Source organism: Denitrificimonas halotolerans (assembly GCF_034259425.1).
Classification (GTDB): domain Bacteria; phylum Pseudomonadota; class Gammaproteobacteria; order Pseudomonadales; family Pseudomonadaceae; genus Denitrificimonas; species Denitrificimonas halotolerans.
This window is the reverse complement of record NZ_JAXIVU010000002.1, coordinates 145845-169350: the sequence shown is the minus strand read 5'-3', so window position 1 is coordinate 169350 and position 23506 is coordinate 145845. Positions and strand designations below refer to the sequence as shown.

At 42.2% G+C, this 23506-nt stretch carries 21 protein-coding genes and 1 tRNA gene; 5 read left to right on the top strand and 17 right to left on the bottom strand.

The features are described 5' to 3' along the window. Window positions 1–187: 187 nt before the first annotated feature. From TOI97_RS02625 to TOI97_RS02605, 5 genes are all read right to left on the bottom strand, one after another. On the bottom strand, window positions 188–412 hold the full coding sequence (locus TOI97_RS02625) for a hypothetical protein (protein WP_321552575.1): 225 nt from the start codon (window positions 410–412) through the stop codon (window positions 188–190). Window positions 413–532: 120 nt separating this feature from the next. After that, on the bottom strand, window positions 533–1396 hold the full coding sequence (locus tag TOI97_RS02620; RefSeq protein WP_321552574.1) for a hypothetical protein: 864 nt from the start codon (window positions 1394–1396) through the stop codon (window positions 533–535). Continuing rightward, window positions 1389–6131, bottom strand: coding sequence for a hypothetical protein (locus tag TOI97_RS02615; protein ID WP_321552573.1), 4743 nt, complete (start codon window positions 6129–6131; stop codon window positions 1389–1391). Before TOI97_RS02615 ends, TOI97_RS02620 begins: the two co-directional genes overlap by 8 nt. 190 nt (window positions 6132–6321) lie before the next feature. Then, entirely contained in the window at window positions 6322–7647 is a 1326-nt protein-coding gene (ltrA, locus tag TOI97_RS02610) for a group II intron reverse transcriptase/maturase (RefSeq protein ID WP_321552572.1), read from the bottom strand. Next, window positions 7634–7765, bottom strand: coding sequence for a hypothetical protein (locus tag TOI97_RS02605; RefSeq protein WP_256326691.1), 132 nt, complete (start codon window positions 7763–7765; stop codon window positions 7634–7636). Before TOI97_RS02605 ends, ltrA (TOI97_RS02610) begins: the two co-directional genes overlap by 14 nt. A gap of 884 nt (window positions 7766–8649) precedes the next feature. On the opposite strand from TOI97_RS02605, the gene ltrA (TOI97_RS02600) reads away from it, so the two are divergent. Next, window positions 8650–9972, top strand: a complete 1323-nt coding sequence (ltrA, locus tag TOI97_RS02600) for a group II intron reverse transcriptase/maturase (RefSeq protein WP_321552571.1) — start codon at window positions 8650–8652, stop codon at window positions 9970–9972. Window positions 9973–10049: 77 nt separating this feature from the next. Here the strand turns inward: ltrA (TOI97_RS02600) and TOI97_RS02595 are convergent, their stop codons facing one another. The 4 genes from TOI97_RS02595 to csrA form a co-directional block, all read right to left on the bottom strand. Further along, window positions 10050–10922, bottom strand: a complete 873-nt coding sequence (locus TOI97_RS02595; RefSeq protein ID WP_321552570.1) for a DUF4231 domain-containing protein — start codon at window positions 10920–10922, stop codon at window positions 10050–10052. Window positions 10923–10932: 10 nt separating this feature from the next. Then, on the bottom strand, window positions 10933–11325 hold the full coding sequence (locus TOI97_RS02590; RefSeq protein WP_163127622.1) for a TIR domain-containing protein: 393 nt from the start codon (window positions 11323–11325) through the stop codon (window positions 10933–10935). A gap of 118 nt (window positions 11326–11443) precedes the next feature. Next, window positions 11444–12223 (bottom strand): DUF4393 domain-containing protein, encoded by a 780-nt coding sequence (locus TOI97_RS02585; protein ID WP_287812005.1) that lies wholly within the window; start codon window positions 12221–12223, stop codon window positions 11444–11446. Window positions 12224–12700: 477 nt separating this feature from the next. Then, entirely contained in the window at window positions 12701–12889 is a 189-nt protein-coding gene (gene csrA / locus TOI97_RS02580; protein ID WP_321552569.1) for a carbon storage regulator CsrA, read from the bottom strand. A 208-nt stretch (window positions 12890–13097) separates the two neighbouring features. Here csrA and TOI97_RS02575 point away from each other — a divergent pair, with 208 nt between their 5' ends. Both TOI97_RS02575 and TOI97_RS02570 read left to right on the top strand, forming a co-directional pair. Continuing rightward, entirely contained in the window at window positions 13098–13409 is a 312-nt protein-coding gene (locus tag TOI97_RS02575) for a hypothetical protein (protein ID WP_321552568.1), read from the top strand. After that, entirely contained in the window at window positions 13406–14113 is a 708-nt protein-coding gene (locus TOI97_RS02570; protein WP_321552567.1) for a TraX family protein, read from the top strand. Before TOI97_RS02575 ends, TOI97_RS02570 begins: the two co-directional genes overlap by 4 nt. A 195-nt stretch (window positions 14114–14308) precedes the next feature. On the opposite strand, the gene TOI97_RS02565 is transcribed toward TOI97_RS02570, so the two are convergent. Continuing rightward, window positions 14309–14620, bottom strand: a complete 312-nt coding sequence (locus tag TOI97_RS02565) for an HU family DNA-binding protein (RefSeq protein WP_407651299.1) — start codon at window positions 14618–14620, stop codon at window positions 14309–14311. A 171-nt stretch (window positions 14621–14791) separates the two neighbouring features. On the opposite strand from TOI97_RS02565, the gene mobH reads away from it, so the two are divergent. Further along, window positions 14792–16765 carry a MobH family relaxase gene (gene mobH / locus TOI97_RS02560; protein WP_321552566.1) on the top strand — a complete coding sequence of 658 codons (1974 nt, stop codon included), beginning with the start codon at window positions 14792–14794 and terminating at the stop codon, window positions 16763–16765. A gap of 12 nt (window positions 16766–16777) precedes the next feature. Continuing rightward, entirely contained in the window at window positions 16778–17725 is a 948-nt protein-coding gene (locus TOI97_RS02555) for a tyrosine-type recombinase/integrase (protein WP_321552565.1), read from the top strand. Window positions 17726–17964: 239 nt separating this feature from the next. On the opposite strand, the gene TOI97_RS02550 is transcribed toward TOI97_RS02555, so the two are convergent. The 7 genes from TOI97_RS02550 to hexR form a co-directional block, all read right to left on the bottom strand. Beyond that, window positions 17965–18040 (bottom strand) — tRNA-Thr (locus TOI97_RS02550). 132 nt (window positions 18041–18172) lie between these two features. Beyond that, a complete protein-coding gene (locus TOI97_RS02545) occupies window positions 18173–19414 on the bottom strand; it encodes a methyltransferase (protein WP_321552564.1) in 1242 nt (413 codons plus the stop codon). Continuing rightward, a complete protein-coding gene (locus TOI97_RS02540) occupies window positions 19415–20104 on the bottom strand; it encodes an ABC transporter permease (protein WP_321552563.1) in 690 nt (229 codons plus the stop codon). After that, complete coding sequence (locus TOI97_RS02535; protein ID WP_321552562.1) at window positions 20101–20796, bottom strand: ABC transporter permease; 696 nt, start codon at window positions 20794–20796, stop codon at window positions 20101–20103. The genes TOI97_RS02540 and TOI97_RS02535 overlap by 4 nt, the downstream gene beginning before the upstream one ends. A 77-nt stretch (window positions 20797–20873) precedes the next feature. Continuing rightward, complete coding sequence (locus tag TOI97_RS02530) at window positions 20874–21629, bottom strand: ABC transporter substrate-binding protein (protein ID WP_321552561.1); 756 nt, start codon at window positions 21627–21629, stop codon at window positions 20874–20876. Between the two features lie 10 nt (window positions 21630–21639). After that, window positions 21640–22416: an ABC transporter ATP-binding protein gene (locus tag TOI97_RS02525; protein WP_321552560.1), complete on the bottom strand. Its 777-nt coding sequence runs from the start codon at window positions 22414–22416 to the stop codon at window positions 21640–21642. Window positions 22417–22596: 180 nt separating this feature from the next. Beyond that, complete coding sequence (gene hexR / locus TOI97_RS02520; RefSeq protein ID WP_321552559.1) at window positions 22597–23466, bottom strand: transcriptional regulator HexR; 870 nt, start codon at window positions 23464–23466, stop codon at window positions 22597–22599. Between the last annotated feature and the right edge of the window lie 40 nt (window positions 23467–23506).

The window sequence follows — 23506 nt, the reverse complement described above, 5'->3', positions numbered from 1 at the left end:
TATTGGCAGCTCTGCCTCAAAGAACTTTTTAAAAGCTAGGTGTAACGCTCTGATCCAATTTTCACTTTCAGGAAGTTCTAGGAATTTCATTGCTTTTTCGGGTATAGGGTCCTTCTGAAAATGAAATATGGAGTTTCTAAAAAGTCGAAGTGCGTCTACAAAGTCTTCTTGAGAAAGTCAGGCCTTATCACTCATCCACTTTTGGGTTGGTACATTTAAGCTCCTTGTAACCTTCTATTACGACGTAGATCAGCCCGTAAAGCACAGATAGCCTTGCAAATGACGAGTGAAGCTCTGCGAATTCCGCCAAGCCCTCCGGAAGGCCATGATCACCCCCGATCTCAGTCGCAACGACTTCTTTTACAGCATCTGCATTGAGCCAGTGCTTGTGGAGTGATATTAATTTTTCCATGTCCCCTCGTATTGCCTAATGCTTCAAACACCGGCTTGGTAAAGCTGTCATCTTTTTTGGAACAAAAAAGATGACAGCTTTACCATGTCCGAGTGCTTTGATTTGTTAGCTTCCAGCATGTTAAAGTACTTCCGTATAATAAACCACATTAGGAACTATCTTTTTTAGCTTATTAAAATAATCCTCTCTTAATATTAAGTCGCAACCTTCTAATTTAGCGATATTAGAACCCACCCCTACAAATGAAGCTCCGTTACCAATTAACTGATCTCTCCAGCACCTAAATATCAAAACGACTTCATTATTACTATTTAAAGCTCTTAGCCCATTATTGTAATTATCCAATCTTAGCCCAAGCATATTTAACAATTGGCTATTTATCCATAAAACATATTGTGATTCGATGCTATCAACACTTGCATTAAAGCCCTGTATAAAAGGCTCTCCAACATAGTAACTATTTTCCCAAATTTGGTTAGATGGAAACTTATCAATCAACGGATTTATTTCTATTTTATATGGAAGCAAACCTTCAAATATTACTCTTCCTGTGTTTTGCCCTTTTTCTCCATAATGATTTTCACTAAGTTCTCTTTCAAACCTTGATATTACTCTAAAATCACTTTCATGGCCTGGTTCTTTAAAGCCTACCTTTACATCATAAGGTTTTGGTATGTTGGGTCTTTGGATTAAGGAGTGTGATGTAGCAATAATTGTTTTTATATCTAGCTTTGTTTCATTTTCAAAAATCATTGAGCCTTTATAATTGCTGTATAAATATTTACATACGCACATAAAGACTACGCTATCGAGGTAGACATTAGGAGATAATCGCTGCTGAGAGCGATTGAAGAATATTTCTATTTCGTTTTCGCTAATATTTTTTGTTATTTCCTTTTTTATCGCATCAATATCAATACCAATATTATCTAAATAGACAATATATTTATTCCTACTTATCCTATCTAAAATTTGCTTATTCATGATAAGAACCATTCAAAATATCTTGAAGATTATTGTGGATATACAAATTATCTATTTGAAGTGTATTCCTAAATTTATCTTTAAGACTGTCTAACAGTAAAGGATGGTTACCAATTTCAAGCAATAATAACTCTAGTACACTTGCAACAAATAGTTGGTTGAAACTCTCTATATTATTAAATAACCATCTGAACGGTTTTATCAATAGTGATTCATCATGTCTCAAAATATAGCTGATAGCTACAATGATTTCCTTTTGAACAAAGGCATCTAAATTTTTCGATTTACTAAGAATAAGTACAACAGCAAGTTCATCATTATTCATTTCTGATAATTCTAAGCTCTCAACATTATCCCATGCAAAATCACTCGTACTAGGTAATCTATTTTCGATAAAATCAAAACTCCTTTTATACATAGATAAAATTGCATCTTCACTTAGGCCTGCATATTCGAATGCAATGATTATATTAGCGGTATATTTATATAAAAAACCAGAAGTAGTAAATATTTCACGCAGTGCTTTTGCTAATGTTATTAATGACTTTTCTTGATTAAGTTTTATTGCTTTATTTAATGATTCTTTATTAACAAAGCTTGAATACCAACCATCCTTTGAATAGACAAAGTTATAGACAAAAAGAAAAATTTTAGTTTCTTCAGTTAAAGGTAATAGTTCAATTAACGAACTTGTTTTTTTATAATGTTCTTCGACATCACTTGGAAACCTCTTTTTGATAATTGAAATCAACAGCTCCTTTGCGAATTCTTCATGGTTACTCTCTTGCAGGTAAAAATAAAGAAAATTAAAGTCTTCATCAGATAATCTGTCTTTCTTATCATAATAATTTATTAACTCAGCTCGATTTTTCAATCTCAGAGAAGCTTCTCTACAAATCTGTTTTGTTAATATATCTGCTAACTTTTGGTCATTAAAAGAATGACTCACGGCTTCTTTTTTTGAACTTTTAATAGGAAAATAATTGTTTAATCCAAATTGCTCCAATAATTCATTAAGCCTAGCTTCTGTTGAACTGTTTAATGTATTATAAGAGTCATTCCAATCTCTGGCAGACAAGTTAATTAAAGATAGTTTTGCTAGCTTTTCATCTATATTTACTAGCTTGGTAATTACATCCAAAAAACCATTAAGATAGTTATCTCTATTATTTGTCGGAGACAATTTATAAAGAAAATTAAGAATTATAGGATCAACATCGTGACTTTCTTGTAAGTAATAGACATACATGTAATCTAACTTCCAAAAATACTCGTTTGTTAAAAGCTCATTAACTAAATACAAGGAAGCCAATTTATAATCGACATTTAGTAGCTGTTCAAACCAATTAATAGTCAACCATCTAGTATCCTTACCATCTTCTGTATGTTTCATTACAGCATCAGTCAAGTATTTTAGATTTTTTGAATATTGCAGGGCGAACTCTGAATTAAATCGATTGATAGCAGGTAGTGGGTCAATGATTTCGCTGAGGGTTGTATCTTTTCGAAATGTGTAGCTTGTTATTAACTTGAGTGCTTTTCTTAACTCTTCCTTTGCTTTATCTAACTCTTCTATCTTTCCATAATAGATAGCTTTTTTAAATGAATAGTCAGCATATTGACTATAATTTTCATCGTCAGATTGTTCAAAGAGTTCATAGCTATCAATAATATAATGGATATTATTTTCATTTAAGAATTCACTTTCGATTATAGAAAGAGTCGAATACGGAATTTTATTTAATTCTTTAATCACCTCTTCCCAAGCTTTCCGTGATTTAACATGCCTTAGGCTTTGTGAAATTGTTTGGTCAATTAAGCCACCATTTCTGTAGGTAAAATCTATAGCTCTTGGAGTTCCTTTATAGGGAGAAGTGTCACTTGCTAAAAATTTTATATTATCAACAATATCGCTTTCTATGTTTGAACTGGAAGATTTATGCTCGATAAGCAATAACCTGATAAAATACTTTAGCCAATTGTAAAAAAAGTTACTTGATGGTATTCCTTTTTCGAACTCTATTAGAGTCTCTATATCTGCGTGCAAATATTGTGTCACATTAAAATAAAAATGAGACAGTTCATCCTCTTTAATGTAATCGTTAGTGAAATTTAGATTCAAAGGTTTCAGTTTACAAGATTGAACTTCCTCTGTAACAGGAAGCTTTTTATCACTGTTTACTCTATCTAAAGCGGCGTTAATTTTACGAGCTATAGATTCATCGCAATCATTATTAATGTTTTCATAACAATTTGCTACTGCATCAAAACCTTTGTGACTGAAAAGCTCAGTAACAAAAATTCGGAGGTAATTTGAGTATTCTTCTGTTAAAAGTGAAGTGAAAATTTCATTCAAATCATTATTCTCTTGAATCTGATAACACATGAAATATTCAAAATCTTCTAACGCGACGCCATTTTCAAATAACCCCTGAACTTCCTTCCAAGATGGTGAATAACCATATTTTTGTAATGTTTTAAATCCTTTGGCGGTATGTCTATCACTAAAGTTCTTTTCTCCATTAAAAAATAAAAGTGCGTTAGCTTTTTCACTCCCATATATGGAGCAAATTGCTTCAAAGTATAGCTCAAAATTTTCTAAAAATTGGCTATGATGCTCTTCAGAATTGGTTGTTGAAATGGCTCTATTCAATTCAGCCGCATATATAAAAAGAGACCAATCATGAGATTTTTCGGCAATATGCAAAAAATTTTTATAATTATTTTTTATCAGTGATTCTGAATGGCCGTAATATAAACTTTTTGATAAAAAATTGTTATCTGCATAATTGCTCGCTTCATCATACTGCGCTGAACGAATTAAATAATTTAGTAAATACCTGTATGACTTGTCATTTGAGTAAAAACCATTATTACTTAGCCACTTTATTATGAATGCGTATATCTCATTGATATCAGCAATAGATGATAGTTTCTCAATATTAAATCGCCTAAAACTATCATGATATAACTTTATCCCTCCTCTTGAACTGTTCTCAGATAAAACAGGAGATAACACTTTAATATCAGCATTAAAATGATGCTTCATAGGTATTATTTCCTTTAATTCTTTTCTACTCACGGAGAAGTCGAGACAGGATAAAATTTCAGAGGTTGTGTTGTTAATAATTTGATTTGTTAGATATTCATAATAGTTTTTGAGATTGAAGTCATATTTAGGCAAGCTCTCTATCAGCTCTTTTGTAATTAAATGATGTTCACAGAGAGTCTTTAGTATATAAGTCAAATAAAGGGGGCTTCCTTCACTTTTTTCATGAAGTAGTATAGATAGATTTTGATCATCAATTTGAACATCTTCATATCCATACCTTTTCACCAGTTCTTCCGTATCTAAAATATTCCATTCGGGTAATTTTACTTTAATAAATTCAAATTTGTTTGTTAGCTCCTCTACCTCATCTACAGGCTGAGACCCCAAAACAATACTAATGTTAGTGGGCAGCTTAATCCTTGATATGTAGCCAATAATTTTTGTCTTTTCTTTAGATAAAGTAGCTGAAGTTTGTAAGACTCTATTAATATGATCTAAACCATCAACTATTATTATTATTGGTGTTTCAATAGCTGAAAGCATTAAATTTAGTTCATCTAAATTAGAGGCAAATAGTTGCTGTTTTTTTTGTTTTATTTGTGGAAAGTATCTTTCAATATCACTTATCAAATTACCAAAGAATACATCTGAACTAACTCGTTGTTCAAAATAAGAGTCTTCCGTACTTGTAAAGCAATAGTGTCTTATAGCAACACGGTCAATTTTACTTAAGAATTCAATAAAGTTTGTTAAAAACCAAGACTTTCCCGCCCCAGGCTCACCAAGTAACAATGTTTTTTTGTTAGTAACAACCTTATCAAGAAACCAATTATTTTTTTCATCTGAAATAATGTTTTTGTTTTGATCAATTTCAAATTTTTGTTTTATGCTGCCAAAATCTGTTCTTACTCGTAGCTCAGAAAGTATGTCTTTTGCTGAGACTTGAATGGAACCTGTTCTATATGCGCCAGTTAATTTAGCTAATCGAACTAAAAAATCAGAAATATAAACATCATCATTTGGGTATTTCCCTATACCTAATCGTTGCGCTTGCTCTATTAATATAAATTCTAGCTCACTTGGCGTATTAAACTTCAAACTCGCCTTAGGTAAACCCACTTCAATCAGCAATGAATTACAAAATTCATTAAATTCATTTCTATCAGTATTGTTATTTCTTACGTAACGACTAAGGCTATCCCAACGATTAAAGTTCTCTGGAGACTCTTCCCATAAACGATCAAGATTAATTTTAAAAACTTTTGTTGGAAAATCATTAAATGACGACTTCTCAGTCTGTAACTCTAATACTCTTGTAATATCATCATTAGCTGGTTCTTCCCATGCTAAACATAATCTAAATTCAGTAGTAGGAGTTTTAAGTTCTTTCCATGTTTCAAACAATTTGTGAAGGGCAATAGAATAATGACTATCACTTGAAAGATAATCTTTTGTTAGTACTTTTGAGGTAGCTTCATTACTGTATTTGATTTGTTTACGTTGTATATCAGAACCATTAATAATAACTAAATCATCAAATCTATCAGGAGTATTTCCTGTAGTATTCTTTTTATCAACTGAAAAAATAATATCAAGATTACCATCTAAAATTTCCTTTAAAACAAAGTAGCTTGTTATTAAATCTTGGTAATCATAACCTTCATGTGCATTGTTTAAACTCAAAACCCATCTCGCCTTTTCTAATTGATTTCAATAATGAATTCACCCGAACCATTCTATGCCTTGAGTATATAATGATGTTCCATTAGCAATTTGAAGCTAATCGGGATAGGGAGACGCCTCACGACGTCTCTCCTCCCACACCACCGGGCATACGGGTTACGTACCACGGCGGTTCAAATCTCTTTAAATTTCATCTGGCCGCCAGTTCTGGCAGCCCCAAGTTCTTAAAGTATCTGTTTGGTAGCGCTCGGTAAAGGGCTGGACTTGCGCTTAATCGCCACGGGCCATGAGCCGACTTAGCAGTATTCCATGCCAGCCATCGATCAACACCCAAGCGCCTAAGCATCCGATAGCCTTTGCGCCCCCATTGCTTCCAAATATAACTACGCAATCGTCGTCGAATCCATTTATCCACATCACGCAGAGGGCTCAGCACTTCAGCTATGTCGAAGTACGCTTTCCTACCAAGCAGGGACTTTCTTAGCTCTGCGATAATGTGTTTGAGTGAATGGCCTCTTGTTCGACGGCTCAGCAATTTAACCGTAGCTTTGAGCTTCAGTAGCGATTTATCTGCCACCTTGATTCTCTGGTCTCGTTGACTGAACGTAAAGCCAAGAAAGGTTCGTTTCCATGGCCGATCTACTGCACTCTTTTGGGTATTCACTTTGAGCCGTAGCGAGTCGCCAATATAGCGCTGCAGACCTTTCATTACGCGCTCACCCGCTTCTCGACTTTTAACAAACACAACAAAGTCATCAGCATAGCGAACGAAACGGTGCTTCCGACGTTCTAGCTCCCAGTCCAACTGGTTCAACACAATATTCGAGAGTACCGGTGACAACGGCCCACCCTGTGGCACGCCTTCGGTACTGGTTTGTGTTACGCCATTTATCTGGATTCCCGCTTTTAGATAGCGGTTGATCAGCCTAAGCAATTGTCGGTCTTGGTGTTTTGCTTTGAGCTGTTCCATAAGCAAGTCATGGTTTACACCATCAAAGAAAGCTTCCAAGTCACAATCAACAGTCCAGCTATAGCCCTGCCGTACTGTGTTTTGTGCGTAGCGCATGGCTTGGTGTGCATTTCTATTGGGTCGAAAACCATAACTCTGATCATGGAAATCAGCATCCCACTCTTCTTGCAACACCTGAGCAATGGCCTGCTGTATAAATCGATCCAATACAGTCGGGATGCCCAGCTTGCGCTTGCGACCATCTGGCTTTGGAATTTCAACACGTCTAACCGGCTTGGGCTTGTAGTGCCCGTCGATGAGTTGTTGCCGAATCTGCGGCCAGTGTTGCTTAAGATGATCAAGGAGGTCATCAACATTCATGCCGTCGATGCCCGGAGCACCTTTATTGCGGCGAACTTGTTTCAACGCGCGCAGTAGATTATTCCTATCTACTACACGGCCAATCAATGATGAACAAAAGGTGGATTTTGGTTCAACTGGGTTTCCCATTTCTGATTCACCCTCTGCACTTTCCAGAGGCAGTGATAACTGCTTAACAGGTGCCATTCAGAAACACTTCCCCAGCGAGTACTTTCCGTGATTTGTTCAGGCCTTCAGCTGCAAGAGTGCAGCCTACTATGCCTTCTGCTGATTTCTGCAATGCGGTCACAATCGATTGCTCCATTGTCAGTTGCTCCTTCAACACACTGCAGACCTCCCGGGGTAAGACACTTAACTTTCCTCGCGTAGACGCTCAATTTATAAAACATATTCCAGATGCAGATGGAGGGCTTAGCAGTCACGTGCCCGCTGGCCCCGAATATGTCACACCTCATATTGAGTTCTTGTTCATCGCCCCGCGATTTCGCGTTGGACTTCCTTCAGACCCTGCCTCGCGACAACGCCCTTGTCCTTTCGCTAACCTTCGGCTCTGCGAATACCTGGCACGAGGACTTGCACCTCGCTAGTTAAGTGCCATGCCCGGCACACACGTCAAAAGTAAGCCGCCGCCGTAGGCGGTCGGCTTGACTGCTTTGTGTACGCCCAGCATGGGCATGAACTAATGAGGTGAAAGTCCTCTGTAGGAAGGTCACCATCCTTAGCGATTTATAATCGTTATTAGATGTTAACCACTAGCGAATGGCAAGGGCAGCTCCGCGAGGAACTGTCTGAAGGAAGCCGGACGCAAAGCTGCGAGCTGATGAATAAAAACATCATATGAGGCGTAGGCTGAAGGCGAGTTGGCACAAGACAACGAAGCCATGTGATCTAACGGCCACCGTAAATGATGCAGCAGTGCAGTGACAGTACATGCTCTTATCTGGGGAGATCTGCTTAACAAGCGATCGGTAATCCACCAGTGAGGCTCTGGTTAATAAGTGCCTTGGCTCTAAGGAATGTATCGACCTTGGAGAGCGAATTAGATGCAAACCGATAGCGCGAACAGAGGCAACTCTGTGAGTGATTAAGCAGAAGTCAGCAGACGGCATAGTAGCCAAACGCCCATCGTAATGGTTGGGACACGGTGAAGGCCTGAACATTAAGAACAAAGGAGGAGCCTTGTCACACTTGAACACACGAACGCCGTCCGGCGATGACGTGACTCAGCGTAGCGATATGAAGCCAGCCTTTAGCAACGATCTATTCGAGCACGTGCTGCAGGAAGATAACCTCTCTGCGGCATGGAAACGCGTTCGAGCCAACAAAGGGGCTGCTGGCGTCGATGGTATGACCATCGATGAATTCCCCGCTTGGGTAAGGTCAGGTCACTGGAAAGCGTTGAAACAACAACTGGTAACAGGCTGTTATCAACCCTCACCGGTAAGGCGTGTTGAAATCAATAAACCGGATGGTGGTACCCGCCAACTCGGCATTCCAACCGTTACTGACCGCGTTATCCAGCAAGCCATTGCCCAAGTATTAACACCTATTTTCGACCCTGAGTTTTCTGAACACAGTTTTGGATTCCGTCCAGGTCGTAATGGGCAGCAAGCGGTTAAGCAGGTACAGAGCATCATCAAGGAAGGACGCCGCTTCGCGGTGGATGTTGATCTGTCGAAGTTCTTTGACCGAGTTAATCACGATCTACTGATGACGCGCCTTGGCGACAAGGTGAAAGACAAACGTCTGCTTAGACTGATTAAACGTTACCTGAGAGCTGGGTTTATCGATAATCAGTTCAAAGGTGAGAGTCGAGTGGGTGTACCGCAAGGTGGGCCATTGTCGCCGTTACTGGCGAATATCATGCTCGATTCTTTGGATAAAGAACTTGAAAAACGCGGTCATAAGTTTGCCCGCTACGCGGATGATTTCACAATTGTAGTGAGGAGTCAGCGAGCTGGAGAACGCGTACTGCGCAGTATCAGTCAGTACTTGCAAAACCGTTTAAAGTTAGTGGTCAACACTGACAAAAGTCGTGTGGTTAAAACCAATGAAAGCCAATTCTTGGGCTTTACGTTCAAGGCAAACCGCATTCACTGGCATCCGAAAACGCTGCAGAAGTTTAAGCAGAATGTTCGCAAACTCACGAATCGCAACTGGGGCGTGTCAATGAAATACCAGCTATTTAAGATCAGCCAATATTTACGCGGCTGGATAAACTACTTTGGTATTGCCAGTGGCTATCAGCACTGCGTTGAGCTGGATCATTGGATCCGGCGCAGGGTGCGAATGGCCTATTGGCGACAGTGGCGCAAGCCACGCACTAAAGTAAGAAACTTAATGCGGCTGGGTGTTCATGTACAAGCTGCAGTTGCATGCGGTATTACCAGCAAAGGCCCATGGCTCAGCTCTAAAACTCCGGGAATTAATCAGGCATTATCAAATGCTTACTTAAAATCTCAGGGTCTGTACGCATTGCGCGATGGTTGGATTAAGCTTCACCACTCTTAGTGAAACGCCCTGTGCGGAGCCGCATGCAGGGTGTTGTGGGGGCTGAGGGCTAGAAACCCTCGGCTACCCGATTATACCTAATGTTCCACCTTGGCTATCCACTGAGTGTGCTCTCTAGAAAACGCATTTTCTGCATCTCTCACAAAGTCAGAGAACAGTTCATCAGTATCAGGCTCAGTGATTTTGCTTTCAATTATCCCGATTTCGTGTGCTGTCAGCGCATAAGCCGTCCCGATTTCTTGAAATCGCTTCAGTTGCATCCAGGCAGTGACGGAACCGGCAGCAACCACAAAAACTTCCGTGGGCCAAATCTGCCATTCTGGGAATGCAATTCTGGACAGGACGAAAGCGACAGCAACAGCCTGAAGTATTACAAGTAGAACAAAGAATTGTGTGCTCCGCTTCTTATTGTACTTTGACTTCGCAGCGTACCATTTCCTTTGCTCTCCAATTCTGCTGGTTAGGTAAAGTTGTCGCCTTTCTTCGATAGGCTTCGCCCTGGTATCCCGCATGAACTGTGTGATCTGGTCCCGGGCGCAATCATCGCCACCAAGCAAATCACCAATCTGATTGTTTGAGGAAAGTATTCCCTCAAGCAATCGACGGAAAACATTATTTACTTCCCCAACTGAAGCAGCGTCTAAAAACGGCTCGGCTCTCATCATATACCGCCAAGTTGAGGTCTTCACCGATTCAGCTACTGCTCGCGCACTGTACCAAGATTTTTCGTAACGCTTCGAAGCTATCAGCACTGATATTCCTAAAGCAGCCAAAAAAACACCCGCATTTATCAGCGAATACAACGCAGTAGGTGCAGGATTCACCGCAAGCGCGGCACCCGTAATGAGGGTTACAATATGCCACTGGAAGGAGCGTAAATAAGCAGACTGGGCCGTCACTGAAGCAGTGTCTGCTGCTCTGTATAAACCGGGATAATCCTTCTGTTCCAAGACCGGACTCCTACATCGTAGCTAAGGCTTGCAAGTTGGCTTCGCTCCACGGATGCACCTTTATACCGTTCTTAGTCAGACAACTGGGTATTGAACCTTGAACACCATTGAGTCTGATCGCGTAAACTGGCTTCCCTCGATCCAATGTCATCTGTACTTCATGAGGAACCCAGTAGCTCTTCCAAGTATCAGCGCCGACGAAGACGATAGTTCTTGATGTGCCGGTAATGCTTTTTGATATCGCCTGTTTAATCACGCTTTCGTTTTCTGTTTGCCATCGCTTCAACAAATCCTGAACGCGGAAGTTTAGTGCGGAATAACGGGGATTGACTGCACGCCCCTTTATGGTAAGCACTACTCCTCGATCCTGCTCCTTGAAGCTAAAAAACACTACGTTTGGCATTTCAATCTATCTCCATGTGTAAAAAGAGCCGTGTGGCCCTGAGGTATAACGCCCGTATTTGCGGCTGGTTTGTAGCGTAGCGTAAAACCAGTCCGGCAACATGCAATTGTTATGTACATTACGTACAGGCATTTTTGAATTGCTTTCCATACTCATTCACATACAAAATGCTGTTCATAGCTGTAATCTCCAACTCAATAGTTAGATTAGCAGCTTGATATCTTTTCAGTATTGCAGTTAGTTCCTCGTGCGCCTTTAGCTCATCATAAGAGTCTTTTCCAGCGGTTCTATCGAACATAAGCTCGACCAGACCAAACTTACTTAGCCGGATGATGCTGGAGGATATTTCAAATATATTAAATCCGTCTATTTTCCAGCCAACGAACCATTCAGGAGTAGCATCAATGAATATTTTTCCTTGATTTTTTATAGCAATGTTAGGATTTATAGCCTTTTGGTAACCATTAACACTGGACAACTTTTCGAAAACCTTTGCATCCGTACTATTCATTTGCTTGATTAATTCAACAAAAGATGGATGGACAGTTTTGTCCATCGATGAGTCCATGGAATTGGCAAGCAAATTTAGATACATCTCCCTTAAAGTCTCATTCTGTGCGGTATAGCTGAGGGCTTGGATTAGCGGAACTGCAATTTCCGGCTCTGGCGTTTTTCGCTGGTCTTCGGGTATGTTTTCAAGCCTTCTATTGACACCATCCACTACAAGTTTTTCAATTTGTTCCCACCCCCAGAGAAATCCTCTTACTGGGGACAACAAAGCTTTGACGGAGCGCCCTGCAACCACGCCAACTTCTTTAGCTGCGGGCTGAACTAGATCTTTGTAAACCTCTGGTGCAAGTTTTGCCGCCTCATCGGTTATCTTATCCTCTAAACTCATTATTTATTCCCCAGTTACGGAATTCTGTAGTACATAACAGCTTATTAGTATGCATGCTCGTTTTGTCACCCATAGCTGCTTACTGTTAATTAATATAAATATCTGTATTTAAAAGACTTTCTGTAAAAACACAAGACACTCCCTTATTACAAATCGAGCATGCCGCCTATCCTGATTGCGCCATGCACACTATCTTGCCTACATAATTTATAGCTGCTTGATTTATATAGTATTAAATTAAAACTCTACAGGTAAGTAAGCATCGCAAGGCGTGAAAACAAGCACATTTACAAATCCCAGCGAGAATAGGCTGTATAGGCAGACAGTTGCAAGACAAGGAGCGTTTCATGTCTAACAGTCCATTTGTATGCAACGACTGTACGCGAACATGGATTGATCATGATGACAGTCAGTAGCTTACAGGCTATAAGCATTATTCGGCTAACTATGATGCGTTGACGGTGCTCTTATGAACATTCACTCAGACTGCTCTCTTGCCCGTTTTTCCGATTGGATTCGCTGGTAGATTTCCTCTCGATGCACCTCAACATTCTGGGGTGCATCAATCCCTAAACGTACCTGGCCGCCGTTGGTGCCTAGCACCGTAATCCGTATATCGTCACCAATGCAAATCGTCTCACCTTGGCTGCGCGTCAAAATAAGCATCCTTACTCTCCTTTTTATTAAATTGCATAGGCACCAAACAAGTGCTTAGGCAAACCTATCAAAATCTGCCGAGCGAAACAAACCGAAAAAGCTAGTATCGGTTTAACAACCCACAACACAGTTCGTCAAGCAGATAATGCCTAGGATGCCTAAAAAATCTGTGGCTAAGCCCAGTAAAAGCATGACCGTTAATTCAAGGTGTAACTCAATGAGAAAAACACATGACCCTGATATGCCTGACCAGGCAATCAAAGATTCAATCGACAGCACCGCTGATGCTCCCCTGCATTATTACTACCTTTCTTTTATGTATGCCGAAAAAGACGCAAAAGGGTCAATATATGTCGGCCTGATGGAAGAAAAAGTCACCACACATGTGATCACCGCTGCAAAAAACAAGATGCTTAAACACTACAAAAATGCAGATCCAGATACAGCAGCCTTAATATCTGCCTCATACCTAGGCTTAATGAAACACAGCGAGTTCGACCCTAACTGGCTAGGGAAGCTTTTGGAGTGACCCTTAACGGATTGCGTATTTCAAACAACAGCCTGACCGCAATGAAATTAATCGGCATTGCGGCCATGTTGGCTGATCACTTCAACGCCTTAGTAAACCCTGACTACAACCAAATATTGTTTGAAATTGGACGGATTGCATTCCCTCTATTTGCGCTGACTCTCGGCTACAACTTGGCTCGGATTCCATCGGGCAAAATACCCAAGATTATGCTTCGGCTTTTAATGTTCGGTATCGTGGCAACACCTGTGTACATCATCTTAGGTGGCGGACTGCAGCACTGGTGGCCGCTGAACATTCTGTTCACACTGAGCTTGGCCACCACAATCGTCTACCTGCTCTCACTGCCTACATACAATCGCTGGACAGTTACCTCCCGAAAGACAGCACTACTTCTGTTTGTAGTGGTCGGTGGCTTGGTGGATTATCTCTGGCTTGGACCGGCGCTAGTGGTCGTAGTCTGGCGATTATTCTCAGGCATTTCTGCCGTTGAAAGCACTATCCTGCAGGTACTGCTGTCGGGGCTGTTTGGACTACTGTGCGTAATGAATGACAGCCTAGCAACACTGCTCGCATTACCCATCATTTACCTAGCGATTGTCACTTGCCAAAACATTCGCTTACCACGCATGAAGTGGTTCTTTTACTGGTTTTATCCAGGGCATTTGGTAGCGCTATTCCTGATAAGAACTGCCTTCTACTGAAGCAGGCAGATTACCCCTCAATGCCTATGAGTAACATTAACCTAGAGCGAAAGCTCAAGCTGAATCTCTTTATAGCCCTTGCGTAACCTAGGATCTTTTTTCCGAGATAAAGTTGAGCTAGAGCGTTTAGGTTTTTTGTTTGCAGAATTTGAAGTGGTCTTCATATAAAACCCTTACAGCCAGCCCGCTGGACGTCTAGCCATGTTTAGCACGCACTTGATCTTTGAACTTCCGGCCAGGTCGGAAGCGAGGTAGCACTGTCTCAGGTGTTGCTGGAACTTCAATATCTTCTCCTGTTTGCGGATTGCGCCCAATACGGGCAGGCCGTGCGCTTTGAGTCCGCGATTCAAATACACCAAAGCCTACCAGCGTCACCTTGTCACCATCAGCCACGATCTCTTGAACGCTCTCAATAAAAGCCCACAAGGCAAGATCAGTTGCTGCCTTGCTTTGCTCTGTCAGCGCTGACATCCGCTCAACCAGCTCCGCACGATTTATGTTTTTCATCACTCACCCCTTCCACTACTTATTGATTTCAAATACCGATAGCTCATCATTGACCAAGGGAGGTCTTCATACAACAACAAACCCGAAATAGGCTATGTCGGCTTATAACACACAGGCTACAAACGAAGCTTTATAGTGATTTGATCAGCAAATCCGTCCGGAGCTCAGCAATTGAAATCTACCTTCATGAGGCTATTTAAAAAAGAGCCGTCCAAAATAGCCTCCATCAATCGGCCTACAACAACGTCAAAAGCAGAATCTAGCGCAGATGGCTTCATCATGCCCAAGAGTGCCAAGGAATTGCTTTCAGGGCATCGTAGAGAGGTCATTCTTGATCGAATTTGGGAACAAACCTCCGTATCACGCGAATCGTTTACTAGACTGTATCAAGCCCCTATTGCTCGATATGCAGAGTTGGTACAAGAGCTTCCAGCCAGTGAGTCTCATCACCACAGCTACCTTGGCGGCATGCTTGATCATGGGTTAGAGCTTGTTCTGTATGCGTTACGATTGCGACAAAGTTATTTATTACCCGTTGGTGCAGCACCGGAAGAGCAAGCCGCTCATGCCGACGTTTGGACTGCTGGGGTTGCCTATGGTGGACTCATGCACGACACCGGCAAACTATTGTGCGATATCAGAGTGGAAACTAAAAACGGTCAACCATGGCACCCTTGGCACGGTCCATTAAGAGAAGCCTACCGTTTCAAATACATTCCAGGCCGTGATTACAAACTTCATAATGCTGCAGCAGCGGTGATGGTTCACCAAGTATTGGGAACCGAGGTGATGGACTGGATCAGCAAAAATCAACCTCTTTGGGGCAGCTTACTGTATCTATTATCAGGTGATTACACTGAGGCAGGTGTCCTTGGTGAAATCGTCTCCAAAGCAGACCGTACATCTACCGCCATGAATATCGGTGCTAATCCTGAAAAAGCACTACAGGCCCCACCTACAACACTGCAATCACATTTAATACGTGGCCTGCGTCAGTTACTTAAAGATGATGAGCATAGACTAAAAATGAACATGCCCGGCGCAGCATGCTGGCTAACTGCCGATGGACTGTGGCTTGTAAGCAAGGTGGTTGCCGATAAGCTCCGAGCATTCTTGCTTTCTCAAAGCGTGGACAAGGTGCCATCTAAAAACTCATCACTGTTTGATGAGCTGCAATCCCACCGGCTCATTGAGCCAAACGCAGACGGCAACGCAATCTGGAAAGCAAAAGTTATCGACGGTACCTGGGAGCAAGAGTTTACTTTTTTGCGTGTTAAGCCTTCGTTGATATACGGCAATGAGGAATACCCACCAACATTTACCGGCACAATCACATGGGATGACAAGCCAGTTTCGCCCTCCGAATCTCCTGTAATGAACGATGAAGCTAAAAAACCTGCATCACCATCTGTCCAGCCAGCTAAACACCCGGCACCTCAAATGAGCTCACCGACTGCAACTGAGAGCCCAGTTGTAGACGACGGCATTGACGATATTCTTTCACTCCTCGGCATGGACACTGCTGAAGATTTAACCACACCAATTCCTGACACTGAAAAAGCAGTCAACTCGGAACAAGAAGAAACTGGACCAGTTATTAAACCATCTACTGAACCAGTTAATGCTGTTACCCAACCAGCTAAACCAGCAACCTCGGAAAAACCGTCTAAACCAGCAGCAATAGTGCAAGCATCACCTAAACCTAAACAAGTGCCTGCCAAGATCCCTGGCAGTCAACTCACGCCTGAAAATCTTGGCCAATCGTTCATTGACTGGATCAAAGCTGCCGTAAGTTCGCGCTCAATCTACATTAATGATTCTCGGGCACAGATTCATACTGTGGACGGCAAAGCATTCTTGGTAACACCAGGTATTTTTCAGCGATTTTCCGACCAGCACCCAGAACTTCAGCAGCTCAACCCGGACACAACTGTCAAAAACTGGATTTGGGTGCAACGGTCTTTTGAACGCCTGCAATTGCACATCAAGCGGGAAGATGATCTCAATATCTGGCAATGCACCGTGCGTGGCCCCCGCGTCAAAGGAAATACTCTCAACGGATATCTAATACCAACTGATGTAATATTTACGTTCCAACCACAGGATAACCCCTTCGTCACACTGAAATCGGAATTCAATAACTGACGAGAAGTACCCATGGTTGATAAATTAATTTTAGAACATTATTTCAAAGAAAAAATCTTGCGCCCTCGGACAATGAAGTCCTACAGCCAGGCAATGCAGAAGTTTACCAGCTGCATGAGCAAACTAGGCGTGAACTCCATTAAACAAGTAACGCGAGATAACTTGCTGGAATGGAGGGATCGTGAGTTAAGAGTAAATGGACTATCTGCTACATCTTGGAACTCATACTGCCGACAGCTGAGGGCGGTGCTCACATTTGCACTTGAGCAAGGCTTGGTGCATTGGCCTGAGAATCACTTCAAGACGCTGCAGGTTCGCACGCCTGGAAAACGAAAGAAGACACTTTCAGACGAGCAAATTGCGAAAACGCACAAAGTATTTTCTGAGCTCATACACGAAGAAAACGAAAACCGTTATAGCGGTAGAATCCACCCCACCTGGTTTTGGAGCGTTGTGTTTGAAACGCTGTACTACACAGGCATGAGGCGCAATCAGCTGCTCAATATCCGCCTAAAAGATGTGAACCTTGGGGATCAAACAATCTTTTTAAGCATCCAGGGTTCGAAAGCACACAGCGAGAACATCATTCCAATCCCTAATGGCCTGGTAGAAGCGCTAGGCATTTTGCAGGCCAAAGCAAAAGAAATGCGCTTTAAACCCGATGACCAACTATTCAACGTCACTCGGTTCGGAACAAACAGGTACAAATACAAGACAATGCAGGACTCAAATATTTCAAATGCCTTTCGAGAACTCTCTGCTCGTCTCGATTTTCCAGCCTCTCCTCACCGTCTCAGACACACGCTGGGAACCAAGCTCATGAGGCAACCAGAGAAAAACTTACACCTTGTGAAGGCCATTTTTGGCCACAAAGATATCCGCACCACACTTGAATATGTGGTGCCAGACCTAGAGGATATGCGAGATTTGCTTAATACGATGCCAAAACTAATAAAATGATGTATAGTTTTAGCGTTTAAAAAGACGCAGATAGAAAAACGCCCTATCAGCATTTAATTTGACATCAAGCTGATAGGGCGCTTATTCTACCTGTACAAACATCGAGGTGCGAAGAACCTCGTGAGGTTTAGGCCTGTATTTTTAACGTTTGGACGGCCATCCATAACGTTGAGACCTGCAGGTTATTGGCTGAAAGTAGACCACAAAGCTTTTTTTATGTCTACACTCAGATTGTAATTTGGTGCCGGCACCAAGAGTCGAACTCGGGACCTACTGATTACAAGTCAGTTGCTCTACCGACTGAGCTATACCGGCAATGGCGGCTATTATATAGAAACCAGACACCTTGTAAAGCTTTTTTTGAAAAAATTAAATGAATTATTTTCAAAAACAATCATATCGCTCACCAAAAAACTCTACAAAGCAACAACCATCGATGTTTGCGCGTTATTGAATAGATTTCGCTAACAGTAATAAATTTCTCGGGGTCAGTGTTTGAGCACAAAACTCACCCAGTTCTACATAAAAACCTTGTTCCATCAAAAATAACGCTTGATCCAAAATCAACCACAACTCCAACGGACGACGGAATAAACTACGTACCAACTCCAAATTACGCACCTCAGCTAATCGTTGCCAACCTAACGCCTCAAGCTGCTGCCAGTTTTGCTTTGGTAGCTGAGACAATCCCTTTAAAGCAGCTAAATCTTGGCACCATTGAGCAAAAGATTTATTAAACCACTTAGAAGATAAAGGAGGCGTTGGCAGGTACTCATCCACTCCTCTCGCCTCACGCTGGACCTGATCAAAGGCTAAGCGCCAAGCCATAGACTGATCACGCAAGCGCCGTTCTCGAGCTGTTGCTGTAACAGTTTCCATTAACGGTAATCCTAGGTCATCACGACTTAGAGATAGTTGAGACTTCCGTCCCATGCTTGATAACGGATGATACGACTGTGCAACAGTTCGATTATAACAACAAGGCACTAAAGCTAAGGCATTGACCTTATGAGCACTGACCTGCCGTACTAAATGCGTATGTAAATCGCCACAAGCATGTAAAGCCACTACCCCATCACTGTCTCGCAAAAACTGTGTGCTTGCTGCCGTCATCACATCACACAAGATATGCTGTGCTTGCGGAAGGTATTTTTGACTCATGGCTTGGCCGCTATGAACCAGCTTAGGATCAAACTCCAAACTTTTTAACTGCGTATTGGGCCAAGCTAAATAACGACCTAAATGACCTTTACCTGCACACCAATCCAGCCAGCGCTGACAGCGCGAAAAAGACTGTCGAGCACCACTGTGAATCGCACTAGAAAAAGCTTCAATCTGTTGCCACTTGCGCTCCGCGATACCGCTTTGCATACGCCGTGGTCGCTCACTCAAAACCACCGGTTGGAAACAACCGATACGAGACAACTCTACAGCTTGCATCGCCCATAAAGGAAAAGGATTGGGCGCAAGCATAGATGCTGGATCTCCATGAAAAGCCTCAGCCTCGGCGAGACTGCGTTTGCGTAACCAAGCTGCTAATTCAGGATACTTGTCTTCCCAACTTAAATGCTTCTGCACAAACGGTTTATCACACCAAATACTTCGCTGAGAAAAGAGAAAAGTATCTAGCGCTAAAAAACGTTCGCGCAGCGCTTCTGCACTTAAAATAGCTGTTTCAAAATTGTGCAATTAACGGCCCTGCAACGCATCCACACGCAGTTTACGCTCTAACCATCGGAAGATTTGTACCAATATAAAAGTCATTACTAAATAGAACAGACCTGCAGCAAAGAAAATCTCTACGGGTAAATAAGTACGGGCAATAATAGTGCGCGCCATACCGGTCAGCTCAAGTAAAGTGATGGTACTGGCCAACGAACTTGCCTTCAGCATTAAGATGACTTCATTACTGTAAGCTGGTAAGCCAATCCGCATAGCACGCGGCAAAACTATATGCCACATTGCTTGACCACGACTCATACCCAAAGAGCGCGCTGCTTCAACTTCGCCCGGCGGGACAGCTTGAATAGCACCGCGAATAATCTCCGCTATATAGGCCGCTGTATGCATGGTCATCGCAATAATTGCGCACCAGTAAGGGTCGCGCAAATAAGGCCACAAAGGCCCCTGCCGTACGATATCAAACTGAGCTAAACCGTAATAAACCAAGAACAACTGCAGCAGCAAAGGCGTACCACGAAAAAAGAAAATATAACTAAAGGGCAACACTCGCATATACCAATGACGCGAAGCACGAGCCATACCTAAAGGAATTGCCAACAGCAAGCCCACTATTACTGCAATGGCTACCAATTCTAAAGTTAGATAAGCACCTTCCAGCAACTTAGGCAGCCACTTAATAATTACATCCCAATTCATGCTGCACTCCTTTTAAAACCACGATTAGCGCGCTTCTCTAGAAAGTATAAGATCAGCATACTCACCATGGTTAAAGCCAAATAGATGCAAGCAGCTACCATAAAGAAAGTGAATGGTTGTTTTGAAGCAGTCACCGCCACTTGTGCATTGCGCATCACCTCATTAAGACCAACAACAGATACCAGCGCAGTATCTTTCATCAGAATCATGAAAAGGTTACCCAAACCTGGAATAGCAATACGCCACATTTGCGGCAATACGAGACGAAAGAGAATCCGTGTGCGCGATAACCCCAGTGCTAAACCCGCTTCGCGATGCCCCCGCGGAATTGCCAATAAAGCACCACGAAAAACCTCAGTAGCATAAGCACCAAAACACAAGCCCAGTGCAATAACACCTGCTGCAAAAGCAGTCAGCTCCATCTCAGGATGACCAATAGCCTCCCCAAGGGTACGGACAAAGTTTACAGACCCATAATAGATTAATAACACCCACAATAACTCAGGCACACCACGCACCATGGTTGAGTAGGCATCGCCAAGCCAGCGTAATACGCGATAAGGAGATGTTTTTGCTAGTGCGCCACCCAAACCTAACACTAGGCCTAAAACCAACGAGCACAGGGCAAGCTTAATCGTCATCCAAGCACCAGCTAAAAGCGCTGGGCCGAAACCATAGAGTTCAAAAGTCATGAGAAACACTTGTGTGGCGTGTGCAAGGAAAAACCGCCACAAAATTAGTGGCGGTTTTTTACAGCGAACGCTTTAAATTAATAAACGTTAAATGGGAAGTACTTATCGTTAATCGTTTTATAAGTACCGTCTTCAACAATTTCTTTTAGCGCTGTGTTTAGGCGCTCACGCAACTCATTATTACCTTTACGCACAGCGATACCAATTTTGTCATTATCAAAAACGGGGTCACCTTTAAACTCAAAGTTTGCACCTGCCTCACTTTGCAGCCATTCCCAGTTTACAAATTTATCCGCTAGAACACCGTCAAGACGTCCTGACTCTAAATCTAAATAAGCATTCTCATTGGTATCATAAAATTTAATATCAACAGTTTTACCAAAATTATCCTCTAACCAATGACCTGCAATAGTGGCACGTTGTGCACCTATCACTCTGCCTTTCATACTCTTTTTATCGAGTTTAAAGTCGCTGCTTTTCGGTGCAACAAACTGCAAACCATTAGTGTAGTAGGGATCAGTGAAATCAACTGCACGCGACCGCTCCTCTGTGATGGACATCGACGCTGCTAAGAAATCAAACTTTTTAGCATTGAGCGCTGGAATAATGCCATCCCAGTCAGATGTTACAACACTGCACTCAACGTCCATTTTTTCACACAATGCTTTAGCGATATCAAGATCAAAACCAACTGCCTCACCATTAGAATCAATGAGATTAAACGGAGGATAAGCACCTTCAGTACCAATTTTAAGCGTTTCTACTGCAAAGCTTGTTGTAGCGAATGACAAGCTGGCCGCAGCCACTAAGAGTATTTTTTTATAATTTTTCATAGTTGTCGCCTCATTGGTTATGACTAGACATAAACTGTTTGCAGCGCTCTGACTGCGGATTATCAAACACCTGCTCCGGTGTACCTTGCTCTTCAATGACACCCTGATGTAGAAATACAACCTCACTGGACACTTGTCGAGCAAAACTCATTTCATGAGTCACCATTAACATAGTGCGGCCTTCTTCAGCTAAAGCACGAATCACACCCAGTACTTCTTGCACCATCTCAGGATCTAAAGCAGAGGTTGGCTCATCAAATAAAATCACTTTAGGCTGCATAGCCAATGTACGTGCTATGGCCGCACGCTGCTGCTGACCACCCGACAACTGATTCGGATATACATGACGTTTATCCTCAATACCAACTTTAGCAAGCAACACTTCAGCAGTTGCAATAGCTTCATCTTTACTTAAACCCAACACTCGGCGCGGTGCCTCAGTCACATTATCGAGCACAGTCATGTGTGGCCACAAATTAAAGTTTTGAAAAACAAAACCCACTTGTGTGCGTAGGCGATTAATTTGTTCATGACTGGCCGCAACCAACTCTCCATTACGACCTGGCTTTAACTGTAATTCTTCACCGGAAAAGAAAATCTGTCCCTGGTGTGGGTTTTCTAGCAAGTTAATACAACGTAAAAACGTTGATTTACCCGAACCCGAAGACCCCAAAATTGAAATCACATCGCCGTCATGTGCAGTTAAAGAAATGCCCTTCAACACATCTAAATCGCCATAGCGTTTATGCAGATCGCGTATTTCTAAGGCAGGAATGGCCTCAGCCATAAAATATCCTCTTTTATAACGAAGAGTATGCTTATAGCAAATATGCGCCCTGTTACGAGCAACAGACAAAACCCAACTTAATAAGCAAAATTTAAGCTGGGTAGCTAAGCAGTGAATAATAATGATGATGCGATAGTGCCAGTTTTAGGCTCATTTTAAAAGCATAAGACGCATTGAGCCTTATGCTTCATCAGATGACTTAGTAGTCTTAGGTGACAAGCGTAAGCGCCGTAAACTGCGCTTCACACTTTTCAGGTGGCTAACCAGTGAAGATCCACGCGACATAGCTACCCCCATGGCCAACACATCAATCACTACTAAGTGTGCGATACGGGAGGTCAAAGGCGTATAAATCTCGGTATCTTCTTGTACATCAATGGCCAAGTTAATGCTTGATAAATCTGCCAAAGGCGTGTTACTTGGGCACAACGTAATCAGAAAAGCACCTGTTTCTCGCACCAAATTAGCAGTGGTTAATAAATCCCTAGAACGACCTGATTGAGAAATACAAATCGCCACATCCGTCGGCTGCAAAGTTACAGCTGACATGGCTTGCATATGCGGATCACTATAAGCAGCAGCTGTTAGCAACAAACGGAAAAACTTATGCTGAGCATCTGCTGCCACGGCTCCAGAAGCACCAAAGCCATAAAACTCGACTCGTTTAGCTTCTGCAATAATGGCTATTGCACGCTCTAACGCTTCAATGTTGAGGTGCTCGCGCACATCAATCAAAGTATGCAAAGTAGTATCAAAAATCTTTAATGCATAGTCAGTGACAGTATCCTCTTCACTGATAGCAAACTGACCGAAACTGGCTCCCGAGGCTAAACTTTGTGCAAGTTGTAGTTTTAAATCTTGGAAACCTAAGCAACCAACAGCGCGACAAAAACGTACGATAGTCGGCTCGCTCACCCCAACAACAGCGGCAAGATCAGACATCGAGCTGTGCATAACCGCAGCTGGATCAGATAAAACATACTGCGCTACTTTGACTTCTGATTTGCGCAGTGACTCAAGAGATTCGGTGATGTGCTGTAACAAATTCACAATGTTAAACTCATTTAGCTAGTGCCACAGTTATGTAGCT